This is a genomic window from Nonomuraea sp. B12E4 (assembly GCF_039871825.1).
Lineage (GTDB): Bacteria > Actinomycetota > Actinomycetes > Streptosporangiales > Streptosporangiaceae > Nonomuraea.
The window spans coordinates 63070-74653 of the sequence record NZ_JBDPME010000033.1 but is presented as its reverse complement, the minus strand read 5'-3'; the positions used below and the strand labels follow the sequence as shown (position 1 = coordinate 74653).

12 protein-coding genes are annotated in these 11584 nt (G+C 67.9%); 10 read left to right on the top strand and 2 right to left on the bottom strand.

The genetic code is table 11. The features are described 5' to 3' along the window. Positions 1–62 precede the first annotated feature (62 nt). The 10 genes from ABGB18_RS42670 (at position 63) to ABGB18_RS42625 (ending at position 9443) form a co-directional block, all read left to right on the top strand. Positions 63–548 (top strand): hypothetical protein, encoded by a 486-nt coding sequence (locus tag ABGB18_RS42670; RefSeq protein WP_347701394.1) that lies wholly within the window; start codon positions 63–65, stop codon positions 546–548. Beyond that, positions 545–1054, top strand: coding sequence for a hypothetical protein (locus ABGB18_RS42665; protein WP_347701393.1), 510 nt, complete (start codon positions 545–547; stop codon positions 1052–1054). Before ABGB18_RS42670 ends, ABGB18_RS42665 begins: the two co-directional genes overlap by 4 nt. Next, a complete protein-coding gene (locus ABGB18_RS42660) occupies positions 1027–1359 on the top strand; it encodes a hypothetical protein (RefSeq protein ID WP_347701392.1) in 333 nt (110 codons plus the stop codon). Before ABGB18_RS42665 ends, ABGB18_RS42660 begins: the two co-directional genes overlap by 28 nt. Beyond that, complete coding sequence (locus ABGB18_RS42655) at positions 1346–4864, top strand: hypothetical protein (RefSeq protein WP_347701391.1); 3519 nt, start codon at positions 1346–1348, stop codon at positions 4862–4864. The genes ABGB18_RS42660 and ABGB18_RS42655 overlap by 14 nt, the downstream gene beginning before the upstream one ends. After that, positions 4861–6699 (top strand): hypothetical protein, encoded by a 1839-nt coding sequence (locus tag ABGB18_RS42650; protein WP_347701390.1) that lies wholly within the window; start codon positions 4861–4863, stop codon positions 6697–6699. Before ABGB18_RS42655 ends, ABGB18_RS42650 begins: the two co-directional genes overlap by 4 nt. Next, positions 6699–7247, top strand: coding sequence for a hypothetical protein (locus ABGB18_RS42645; RefSeq protein ID WP_347701389.1), 549 nt, complete (start codon positions 6699–6701; stop codon positions 7245–7247). Before ABGB18_RS42650 ends, ABGB18_RS42645 begins: the two co-directional genes overlap by 1 nt. Positions 7248–7466: 219 nt before the next feature. Continuing rightward, on the top strand, positions 7467–7901 hold the full coding sequence (locus ABGB18_RS42640) for a hypothetical protein (protein WP_347701388.1): 435 nt from the start codon (positions 7467–7469) through the stop codon (positions 7899–7901). After that, positions 7898–8299, top strand: a complete 402-nt coding sequence (locus ABGB18_RS42635; protein ID WP_347701387.1) for a hypothetical protein — start codon at positions 7898–7900, stop codon at positions 8297–8299. The genes ABGB18_RS42640 and ABGB18_RS42635 overlap by 4 nt, the downstream gene beginning before the upstream one ends. Then, positions 8296–9009, top strand: coding sequence for a peptidoglycan recognition family protein (locus tag ABGB18_RS42630; RefSeq protein WP_347701386.1), 714 nt, complete (start codon positions 8296–8298; stop codon positions 9007–9009). The genes ABGB18_RS42635 and ABGB18_RS42630 overlap by 4 nt, the downstream gene beginning before the upstream one ends. An 80-nt stretch (positions 9010–9089) precedes the next feature. Next, positions 9090–9443: a hypothetical protein gene (locus tag ABGB18_RS42625; protein ID WP_347701385.1), complete on the top strand. Its 354-nt coding sequence runs from the start codon at positions 9090–9092 to the stop codon at positions 9441–9443. Positions 9444–9739: 296 nt separating this feature from the next. Here the strand turns inward: ABGB18_RS42625 and ABGB18_RS42620 are convergent, their stop codons facing one another. Both ABGB18_RS42620 and ABGB18_RS42615 read right to left on the bottom strand, forming a co-directional pair. Beyond that, positions 9740–10195, bottom strand: a complete 456-nt coding sequence (locus tag ABGB18_RS42620) for a class F sortase (protein ID WP_347701384.1) — start codon at positions 10193–10195, stop codon at positions 9740–9742. Positions 10196–10397: 202 nt separating this feature from the next. Continuing rightward, a complete protein-coding gene (locus ABGB18_RS42615; RefSeq protein ID WP_347701383.1) occupies positions 10398–11486 on the bottom strand; it encodes a hypothetical protein in 1089 nt (362 codons plus the stop codon). Positions 11487–11584 lie beyond the last annotated feature (98 nt).

Sequence of the window (11584 nt, the reverse complement as noted above, 5' to 3'; positions counted from 1 at the left end):
GGGGCTTCTGCTTTGCCAGTCACCAAGTCGCCGCGTGGTCGGCGCGCAGAAGGGGATGAGTAATGGTCGCCACGCCCGTCACGCCGGCTTCGAGGTTCTTCCGGCCTGGGATCACCAAATGCTACTGGGTGCCCACGATCGCCAACATCAACGCGCCGACCAGGTCGGAGTTGAACGCCGGCACGGACCTGTCCAAGGACATCGCCGACATCAGCGGCTGGATGGTCAGCGGCGCAAAGATCGACACCCCGGACCTTAACTCCAGGTTCGTCAGCAACATCCCAGGGTTGACCTCCGCCGATGAGTCGTCGATCACCTTCTATCAGGGCGACGACGGCGATGACGTCCGGGACCTGATGCCGCGTGACGAGGACGGCAACATCGTGTGGCTGGACGGCGGCGACGTGGCCGGTCGGCTCATGGATGTGTTCCCGACCCGCGTGCTCAGCGTCGGCAAGACGCGGAGCATGGGCGCTGAAGCGGCCCGGCTGGTGATCCAGTACGCGATCACGTCCGAGCCCGCAGAGAACGTCGCCATCCCGGCGTGAGCAGTCTTCGGGAGCGCCTGCTCAACCGGCCGCGGCCCAGCGGTACGTGCCCGGTCCGAATCGACGACGACACTGAGGCGCGCAAGGAGGCTGGGCAGGCGAGCATCCTGCTCAACCTCCTGGACGCCCAGGGCGAGTCCGCCGATCAGGCGGCGGTCCGCAAGGCCAAGGCGCGGCTGAAGAAGGCGGAGGCCGCGCTCAAAGCCTGCTACGAGTTCGTTACGTTGCGGGCGCTGCCGCCGGACGATTTCGAGGCGCTCGTGGACGCGCACAAGCCGCGGCCGGGCACGGACGATCAGCAGTGGGACAACGAGACGTTCCCCAAGGCGGTGTTCGTCGCCTGCGTCGAGTCAGATCTGTCGGCGGACGACTGGGAGCACATCTGGACGTCTGTCCTGTCGAACGCCGAGCGGATCGAGCTGTCCAACGCCGCCATCAGGGTCAACATCCGGGTGCCCGACTCCAGCCTCCCAAAAGGATGGGCGCAGATCGAGGGCTCCTCCTAGAACTGGACGTCTGCGCCGAGTACCGCATCCCACATTCGGCTTTCCTCTCCTGGGATCAGGACGACCGGGACAAGGCGCTCTGGCACCACATCTGGCGGCGGCAGGAGTGCCCCAACTGCCGCACCCGCGAGGAGGAGTGGGACGAGTCGCGCGGCGGCTACCGGTACGCCTACGTGCCCGAGAAGGCCCGGTGCCGGGGTTGCGAAGTGAAAGAGCAGGCGCAGGAGACGGTGACGTCTGAGGACGGCCGCGGAGTCTACATCACGCTGATCAAGAACGAGGAGGTGGCCGGTGGCGACGCGTGACTTGGTCATCGCCCTCAAATCGAAGTGGGACGGCGTGGGGCTCGACCGCGCCGACAAGGGCTTCAAGCAGACTGAGCAGTCCGCGAAGAAGTTCACGACTGAGTTGGAGCGGTTGGAGCGTCAGGCCCGCCAGCAGGGTGAGGCTCTCGGGAAGTCGGCCGCAGACGCCGGCCGGTTCGAGCAGCAGCTTGAGGACGTCGGCCGTACCGCGATCAAGACCCGCAAGCTGCTTGAGGATGCCACGAAGCGTCTGCCGAAGATCGAGATCGACGCGGACTCTTCCGATGCGGAGCGCGAGGTCGCCGCCCTGGCCAAGCGGCTCCAGGACCTTTCCGGCCGGCGCATCGGCATCGACGTCGACGCCAAGTCAGCCGCCGATGAGGTGGAGCAGCTCAGGAGCGATCTCGTGCGCCTCGCGGCGATGCATCCTGAGGTGGTTGTCGGCGCGAATATCGAGCGGGCGATCCGCGACTTGGACCGGGTGGAGCGCGAGGCTCGCGATCTTGACCGCCGCATAACTGTCCAGGTGGACGTGGACGGCGCCATGGCGACGATTATGCAACTGGGCCTGGTCCAGTCCGCGCTCACCATGATCCGGTCCTCCGGCCCGCAGGCAGGGTTCGCGGTTGCGGCCGGTCTTGCGGTGCTGCCCGGGGCCGCCGCCCTGGCCACCAACGCCATCGCGGTCGGCCTCGGTGGCGCCCTGGCCGGGATCGGCCTCGCTGCGGCGCACGGGTCGGATGCCGCGCAGGACGCGATCGGCAGCCTGCGCGAGGCGGTCAAGGTCGAAGCCGAGCGGATGGGCCAGCCGTTCGAGAGCGTCTGGACCGTGATCTCGCAGGTCGCGCAGCGGGAGCTGTCCAAGATCTCACCGGTGGTCCGCCAGTCCCTTGATCGGCTCGCCCCCGACGTAAAGTCGTTCGTCGATCAGGCTGGCGCCAGCCTGGGAGAACTTACGCCGACCCTTGGTGGCATCGAGCGGGCTTTTTCGGCCGTCCTGCAGAAGTTGGGGCCGCAGATGCCAGAGATCATGAGCCATCTCGCGGCGGCGATCAACGAGATCACGGCGGCCGTCGAAGCAGATCCGCAGTTGCTGGCGGACTTCGCGCTCAACTTGGCGAAGGTGACCGAATGGGCGGCGAACGCGACCGCCTCTTTGGCCAAGTTTGTCCGGTGGGCGCAGGAGAATGCAGGCGCGGTCAAGGCCCTGATCGCCGCGATCAACCCCGCGGCGGGGGCGATGTCGCTCTTCGCGGGCGAGACGGACAAGGCGGGGCGCCAGAACATCGCCATGGGCGGTGCTGCGCGTGAGGCGGCTGCGGGCGTCAAGGTGATCAGCACCGCCTCGGATGAGGCCAGCGTGAAGATGCGCGAAGCCTGGTCGAGCGCCTATTCGGAGTTCGCGAAGCTGGGCTCGCTGATGTCCGGCGCGCAGCAGCAGGCGTCCCAGCAGGAGTCCCTGGCGCAGGCTCAAGCGCGTGCGGCTGAGGTGCGGCGTCAGGGTGCCGAGCGGATCGCCCGCGCTGAGCGGGAGCTGGCCGACACCGAGGAGCAGGCCGCTGAGCGGGTGAAGGCCGCCAAGCAGCGGGTCGCGGACGCGCACCGGCAGGCGGCTGAGGCAGTGCAGGCTGCCCAGGACCGGGTGCGGGACGCCCAGGCTGCGGTGACCGAGGCGATCGAGGAAGGCGCCCAGCGGGAGGCGGACGCCCAGCAGCGGGTGGAGGACGCCCGCGAGCAGGCGGCACGTGTTGCTGAGGACAGCGCCCGCCGGATCGAAGACGCGCAGCGCCGACTGGCCGACGCCCAAGCGGACGCGGCGGCCCGCCAGGTGGACGCTGACCGGCGCGTGGTGGACGCCCACCGGCGGGTGCAGGACGCCGTTGAGGACCTCACCGCAGCCCGGGAGCGTGCGAAGGACCGGCTTGAGGACCTGATCGCAGTCGAAAGCGGCGCCGCCCTCGATGAGGAGGGCGCGGCCCTGGCGATCGACCGCGCGCGCGAGCGGCTTGCTGAGGTCATGGCCGATCCGGAGGCGAGCGACCTCGACCGGCGTGAGGCGGATCTTGCCCTACGGCAGGCGTTGCAGCGGCTGGAAGAGGTGCGGCGTCGCAACGCGGAGCTGCGCCAGGACCTCGACGAAGCCCAGCGGGCTGGGATCGACGGTAGCACCGAGGTCGTGGACGCGCTGGCCCGTATTGAGGACGCACGTCGCGCCGAAGCTGAGGCGGCGCAGGAGGCGGCCCGGCAGCGTGAGGAGTCCGCCCGCCAGGTCTCCGACGCCGAGCGCGCCTTGGCCGATGCGTACGCGGAGGCGGCCCGGCAGCGTGAGGAGTCAGCCCGCGCGGTCGCGGACGCTGAGGCGGAGCTGGACCGCACGCGGACGGAGAACGCCCGGGCGGTCGCCGACGCGCAGAAGGAAGTGGCGCAGGCGCAGGCCGACGCCGCCGAGGTGGCCAAGGACTCGGCGCGCGCCGTGGCGGAAGCCCAGGCTGAGGCCGCCCGCGCGTCTCGCGACGCCTCACGGGAGATCGCGGATGCGGAACGGGCTGTCCGGGACACCCGGAACGAGGTGGCGCGCGATGCGCAGTCCGCCAACGATTCCGTACTGGAGTCGATGTCCAAGCTCAGGGGCGACGCACAGCTCACCTCCGATGAGCTGCTTCGACAGATGGAGAAGCAGGTCAAGGACCAGGAGCAGTGGCGCTCGAACATGGTCTCCCTGGCGGGCCGGGTGCCGCCTGAGATGTTGGACGAGCTGGCCAAGCTCGGGCCTGGCGCCGCCGGGCTCGTCGCCACCGCAGCGTCAATGTCTGATGAGGAGCTGCGCAAGTTCACCATGCTCTACGCCCGTACCGGCAAGGACAGCGGCGATCAGTTCGCCGACAACCTCGCCAACGCCGGCCCTGACCTCCGTGACATCGCTCTGCGGCACGGCAAGGACATCGCCGACAAGGTGCGGGAAGCGATGGACGGCGGCCGGGTGGGCGTGGCCGAGGCGGCTCGCCAGATCGGCATCGCCATCGACCAGGGCATCATGGGCGACCGCGTCGTGACAGTCCGGACGGAGCTGCAGGAGCACGGCGCGCGGGCGTCGTGGCAGGCGGACGGTGGGATCATCCAGTTCGCTGACGGCGGTATCAGGCACTTCGCGTCCGGCGCCGAGAACCACGTCGCGCAGATCGCCTCCCCGGGCCTGGTGCGCATGTGGGCGGAGCCGGAAACCGGCGGGGAGGCGTACATCCCGCTGGCGATGTCCAAGCGGGCCCGCTCCGAAGACATCCTCTCCGAGGTCGCCGAGCGGTTCGGCGGCCGGTTCTACAAGACCATGCCGGTCAGCCGTACGCCCGTGTCGGCGGGGTCGGGCGGCTCCTACCGTCCGGCGCCCGTCTACAACATCACCGTCAATGGCGGGATGGACAGCGGTCCTGAGATCGGCTCTCGGGTGGTGCGGGCGATCCAGGAGTACGAGCGCCGATCGGGCGCGGCTTGGAGGCGCACCTCGTGAGCATGCCCGTCGTGTCGGTCGAGGTGATGTTCGACAACGCCCCGCCCAAGGGAAACGCGAAGGTCAACAGCTTCGACGGCGGCACCAACAACGTCACGATCAGCACCGGGAACAGCGGCGGCAGCAGCGGGAGCGCCTTCAACTCGATCGTGGGCAGCCCGCAGTACAGCAACGCCCAGGCGTTCGGTGGGTCCGGGCTCAGCGCCATGAATCCGGCCAGCGGCGTCGACTGCCACATGGATTACTCGGGCGTCACCCAGACCGGCGACACGATCTGCGCGCGGTTGTACATGTACCTCGTCTCGGCGACGTCGGGCATTCAGCGCGTTTTCATGCTGAACGGGCCTGGCGGCCAGGTCAGCGGCGTATGGATCTTAAGCAATCGCACGGTCCGGCTGTACCTGGGCTTTTCGACCTCGGTGGCCGCTCAGCTCACCACGCCGATCCCCACCGGCCAGTGGGTGCGGCTCGAGTTTCGCTGGACCATCGACAGTTCGGGAGACGGCACCGGCGAGTTGTGGCTGTACACGGATCCCGACAGTTCGATCCCCACCGAGCACGCCATCTCCTCCACCCTGACCTGGCCGGGCGGCAAACCGTCCGGCGCCGAGTTCCACCTGCAGCGCGACGCCGGCGGCTACTGGCACGCCGACAACCTCGCTGTCTCCGACCAGCGGATCGGCCCCATTCAGGGCACGTGGACTGACGTCACGTTGAAGGGGAAGCGCGGCATCACCACCCGGCGCGGGTCGAGCCGAGTCGAGTCGCCAGTCATCCGCTACGACGCTGGTACGGCCAGTTGCACGCTCGACAACACCGACCGGCGCTTCGACATGACCAACTTGGACGGCCCGCACGGGACCGGCGTCCGCAGCAAGGTCACCGCGATGAGGCCGATCAGGTTCAGGGCGACCTGGGATTCGGTTACGTACGACCTGTGGCGCGGGTTCGTGGACAAGTGGGACATCGAGCACGTGGCCGACGTGTATTCCGAGGTCGCTGTCACCGCGACGGACGGCTTCAAGGTCCTCGCGAACAGGAAACGCCCCGCGGTCGCGGCGGTGGGGGCGGGCGAGGACGCCGGCGCGCGCGTCACCCGCATCCTGAACTCGGTCGGCTGGCCAGCCGCGGACCGGGTGATCGCGACCGGGAACAGCACGTTGCAGGCCACCGAGCTGGAGGGCGAGGCGCTTGCCGAACTGCAAGCCGTCACCGCGTCCGAGATCGGCGAACTCTACATCGACGCCTCCGGCCGAGTGGTGTTCCGCAACCGGCAGGCCGTCATCTTGGAATCGAGGTCGAACACCGTCCAGGTGACGCTGGGAACGGGCCGCACTCCGGCGCGGGCCCAGTTGTCGACCGACGACGCCACCATGTGGAACGAGATCCGCGCCACCCGAGAAGGCGGCACTGAGCAGGTCGCGGGCGACCCGGAGAGCCAGGAAGAGTTCCAGGTCAAAACGTTCCCGGCGTCCGGGCTGCTGCTGCAAGACGACACGGCGGCGGCCGGATACGCCTCTTGGATCCTGTACGTGTCCCGAGAGCCGGAAGTCCGGTTCGACTCGATTGAGATCCACGCTCACGCCGACCCGGACAACCTGTTCCCGCAGGTGCTGGGACGCGAGATCGGCGACCGGATCCGCATCGTCCGCCAGCCGTCCGGCGGCGGTGACCCCATCATCCGCGACGGGTTCATCAGAGGCATCAGCCACGTCGTGGACGGCGCAACCTGGATCACCACGTGGACACTCCAGAGCGCGACCAAGTACGGCTCGTTCTTCGTCCTCAACAACGCGAACTTGGGAAGGCTCAATGAGAATGCGCTGGGGTTCTGATGGCGCTCGATAAGACGTTCGCGTCCGGCGAGATCCTGAGCGCGGCGAACGTCAACGGGCATCTGCTGGGCTTGTGGATCCCGATCGACAAGCGTGTGATCCCGTCCGGGTCGCCGACGACGCCCATAACGTTTTCTAGCCTGGATTCCAACTTCCGCCTGTTCAGGCTGACATATCACACCATTTCAACGGGCAGCACGGTGCTGCGGCTCAACAACGATTCTGGAACCAACTACACGCACCAGGCATTGGAAGTCAGCAGCACCACAGTGGTGGGCACGCGACTAACTTCGGCCACCGGTATCGACGTCGGACGCAGTACTGTCAACACCCCCGTTCAGGGCGAACTCCTCATCAGCAAGTTCTCCACGGCTTCGGAAGCGCGGATTACGGGCCACACCGCAATCGCCACACACGCGGGTGTGCAGATCAGCCTCATGAGCAGTTCGTGGAACAACGCCGCGTCGCTCATCAACCGAATCGACATCATCGGCAGTGGCGCTGGCATCCACGGCGTGGTCGCCCTCGAAGGCATGCGGGGCTCATAGCCCGCCGGTCAGTACCCGTACGGGCCCTGCGGCGGCTGGGGCGGATAGCCCATAGAGCGACTCCAGAGACGAGGACGCGAACACTGTGGGACGTTCCAAGCATCCTCCCGGTTGACCTTTCACGCCTGTCCACATCCGGACACCTGATCGTGCCGTCCCGCTGCTGAGGGTGCGGGCGGGACGGCACCCCAAACCCCGCAGCGAGGGAGAGAACCACGAGTGCGCCGACTAGCCCCCCTCGCCGAGCACCCCTTCGAACTGGTGCTCGGCCTGGTCGCTCTCCTGTCCGGCCTTGCGCTCACCGCCGGAGCGGGACCGCCAGCCAGCATCAACGCCACCCTCCCCCACCTGGTGGTGCTGGCCTGGGGCGGCATCCAAGTGCTGGCAGGGACACTCATCATCGTCGGCATTCTCATCCGCTACATGCGACCAGCCAGGCTGATCGTCGGGTTCAGGTTGGAGCGTGCAGGCCTGTGGCCTCTCGCCGCCGCAGCCACCGTGTACGGCATCGCCGCTCTCGGCTACGCCGGGCCGCCCGCCCTCTACCCGGTAGGGACCCTGCTGGCCGTCGCTGCCGCGTGCGCTGCCCGCGCCGCAGCCGTGTCCCGGCTGGAGCGCACCATCCGCAAGCACACCCAAGGAGAACCCGATTGAACGACTGGCTGACACCGGCAGTGATCACACTGCTGACCGGAGGGCTCATGTCAGCCATCGGAGTGCTGGTCAAAGCCCGCATCGACTTGAAGAAAGCCCGGCTCGACGAGGAACGCCAACCAGTAGAGCTCGAAAACATCTTCATCGGCGGCGCCGAACGGGCCGTCGCTGCGCTGCAGGTGGCCCTCGAACGGGCCGAATCCACGATCGGCCGGCTAGAGCAGGCGTTGACGGACCGAGACCAGAAGCTGCAGCAGCGAGACCAGCGGATCGCCGAACTGGAGCACGAGGTCACCCGGACGTTAGCCCGCCTGGCCAGGTTGCAGGAGCAGTGCGAGAAGTTGCAGACCCGGCTTGCCGACCTGCGGATCGATCCGCGCGAGGGGGAGACGATATGAAGCTGGTCAAGCGCTCCGAGTTCGGTTGGGGTCCGTCGGGGGCGTCGTCTGCGCATCCGTCGAAGGGGCTCGTCATCCACTACGACGGGTCCAAGCAGGGGTTGGCGGACAAGCCGCACAGTACGTGCGTCACGTACTGGAAAAACACGCGACGCTTCCATGTGGGATCGTCCCGCGGATGGGCTGACATCGGATACAGCTTCGGCGCCTGCCCGCACGGCTATGTGTTCGAGGGTCGCGGCGTGAACCGCATCCAAGCCGCGCAGCCGACCGGTAACAGCACCTGGTATTCGGTGACGCTCATGTCCGGCCCGGGAGAGACGCCCACCACGGCGCAGATCGAAGCCGTACGGGAGTTGCGGGCGTGGCTGATGGACCGGGGTGTCGCCGGCGCGGTGAAGGGCCACCGGGACTTCTACTCCACCGACTGCCCGGGAAGCGTGCTGTACGCGATGGTCCGGGACGGCACGTTCGCCAAGAAGCCCAGCGGGGCGACATCGATGATCGAGGAGGATGACGTGGACGTCAACGCGGTCTGGCACGACGCCCGGATCAAGATGAACAAGGGTGAGGACTCCGAGTCGGAGCGGTCTCCTGCCTCGTTCCTACAGGAGATCGAGACGGAGCAGGACCGCATCAAGACCCGGCTCGACAACCTCGACGCCAAGATGGACGCCATGCTGAACCGGCTGTCCAGCCTCGGCAAGTAGACATCCCTCTCAACCCCCTGGGCGGTCCCGCCGGATGCGGGCCGCCCTTCGCGTGTCCCCTTGAAAGAGGAGCATCCTCCATGCAGTTCAAGATCTTCGGCCGTGACCCGGCGGCCATCTTGTACGGCCTACAGTCCCTTCTCGCGGTGCTGGTCGCGTTCGGGACGCTGACCGGTGACGCCGCCGACTACACGATGGTCGTGGCGAACGGCCTGATGGCGCTGATCGTGGCGCTGACCACCCGCCCGGTCGTCGTGGCCGCGATCACGGGCGCGGTTCAGACGGTTCTCACGGGCATCGTGGCGTTCGGGCTGCCCGGCCTGAGCTTCACCACCGCTCAGCAGGGCGTCATCATCGCCGCTCTGGCCGCGATCCTGGCGCTGATGCTGCGGCAGAACCAGGAGCCGAAGGAGACTGCGGTCACCAACGCTTGAGCGCTAGGCTTGATGTCAGGAGCCGAGTACTCGGAGAAGCGACTCCGGACCAGCCTTGGGCCCCGCCACAGTGCGGGGCTCTCGTGCGCTCATCTCCTGTACCGTGGATAGTCCCTGGGGCGCGCAAGCGGGTTGGGGATGGTGCACCAGGACCCAGCGCCTGCGACGAGAACCAACTGCGTAAACCCGGACTGATCACCTGGGAGCGCGGTGAGGCTCTGAACGGGACCCCAGGCTGAAGACGACTACGCCCGCCTCTCCTTCGGGAGGGGCGGGCGGTTTCGTCGTGTCTGAAGTCAGGCGCGGACGGTCTCCACTATGAGGTTCTCGCGGTAATGCCGGGTGCGCTGGTCGAACGTGCCGCCGCAGGTGAACAGCCACAGACTGGCGCCCTTCGTGTTCAGGATCCTTTTCCAGTCCACCTCGGTCTTCGGGGTGCGCTCCAGCCGCTTCACCACGAACTCGACGGGGTTCGTCGCTGAGTCCACGACTGTGACCTTCTGACCAGGCTTCAGCTTGTGCAGGTTGGCGAACACGTCGGCTCCTGCTATGCCGTCCACGTGGCCGACGATGACGGAGGGGCCGTTCTCTCCGGGGCGGCGGGCGAGCTTGTACCAGCCTGCGAGGAGAGGATCGCTGAACTTCTCACGGGCGCGGGGCGTCTGCATGTCGCGGTTCGCCTTGAGCCCGACAGGGACGACTCTCGCGTCCACACCGATGGCGGGGATCTCGATACGAGAGGGCTTGCCCACCTTTCGAACGGGTGCACTAGGCGACGCCGTGGAGATCGGCTCCTCCGATAAGAGAGGGCGCCGAGATGGCTCAGGAGACGACGGCGAGCCGCACCCGGACACGAGGACCAGACAGACGACTGCAACAGCGAGACGACGCATGAGGGACTCCAGACGATAGAAGGGCTGGACCGCCGTGACGACAGTCCAGCCCTGTGGGTTGCTAGTGACGGGCGAGACCGCCGAGACCGGTGTCCACCCTGCTGGGCACCGGGATGTTGCCGACGACCTGGACCGGCGTGGTACGGGTCGGGGCCGGGCTCGGGCAGTCCGGAGCCTCGGGCACGACCAGCGTCCACGAGGCCGTAGCGCCCTCAGCGAGGACGAAGCCGTCCGCTGCTTCAGCGGTCACGACCGCGTTACCGGCGTCCACCGAGTACGACTTGCCGGACTCCAGCACAGTGCCGGAGCCGCCCTTGTAGACGACACCCTCAACCGCCGGGATGGCGATCGACGCGGTCTTGTCGTCGCAGGTGGCCTGCTCCAGCGTCGGAGCCTTCGGCGTGACGGCCTCAGGCGTCGGGTCCACGGTCGGGCTGACGCTCGGGGACGGCGACACGGACGGGCTCGGCGACGGGCTGGGGCAGGCCTCGGCGCGGTCCACGGTCAGCCGCCACCGGTCCTCGCCGCGCAGCACGTAGCCGTCCTTGGCCGTGGCCACGACCCGGTACACGCCCGGGCGGACCGGGTACGTGCCAGCACGCCACGCCTCACCGTTCACCTGGTAGGCGACGCCACGCTCCGACGGGATGGTCAGCGTGCCGCGGGTGGTGCCGCACGCCGGCTGAGTCGCCGTGGGAGCGTCAGCCTCGACGCGCACCAGCGGACGGCTCAGGAACGACACCCTGCGCCCGTCCACTCTCAGGTCGGACACGAGCACCTGGCCGGGCCCGCCGTTGTCGAAGACGACGCCGGCGGCTCCTATCCGGCCGTTCGACGGCACCGTGAACGTCACCACGCCGTTGTTGCCGCACTGGGTGCCCGCGGCGAGATTCTGATCCCACGAGTTGGTGAACGTGCCCTGCGTCTCGACGAACACCCGCGGGCCTCCGCCGGCGCACTGCGCGCCTCCCTGGAGCACGTACCGGAACGAGACGACGTCGCCGGCCTGGACCGGCATGTCGAGGTTGGCGGTCTCAACGCTGGTGTTGCCGCCTACGAGGCGGACCGTGTTGGCGCTGACGATGGTTGATGGGCTGTTGGCTACCCATCCGGTTGCGGCGTGGGCGGTGCCGGTGGCCAGTCCGGTCATCGCCAGCACGCCAGCGGCTAACAGAGCCGCGAGTCTGCTGCTGAACATTGCAATGCCTCTCGGGACGCCAGCCCCCTGGTGGGGCTGGTCAGATGGCG

Bases quoted from the DNA above. Each gene is read 5' to 3' on its own strand.
- ABGB18_RS42670 (WP_347701394.1), top strand. From the start codon at position 63: ATGGTCGCCACGCCCGTCACGCCGGCTTCGAGGTTCTTCCGGCCTGGG.
- ABGB18_RS42660 (WP_347701392.1), top strand. From the start codon at position 1,027: ATGGGCGCAGATCGAGGGCTCCTCCTAGAACTGGACGTCTGCGCCGAG.
- ABGB18_RS42645 (WP_347701389.1), top strand. From the start codon at position 6,699: ATGGCGCTCGATAAGACGTTCGCGTCCGGCGAGATCCTGAGCGCGGCG.
- ABGB18_RS42630 (WP_347701386.1), top strand. From the start codon at position 8,296: ATGAAGCTGGTCAAGCGCTCCGAGTTCGGTTGGGGTCCGTCGGGGGCG.
- ABGB18_RS42625 (WP_347701385.1), top strand. From the start codon at position 9,090: ATGCAGTTCAAGATCTTCGGCCGTGACCCGGCGGCCATCTTGTACGGC.
- ABGB18_RS42615 (WP_347701383.1), bottom strand. From the start codon at position 11,486: ATGACCGGACTGGCCACCGGCACCGCCCACGCCGCAACCGGATGGGTA.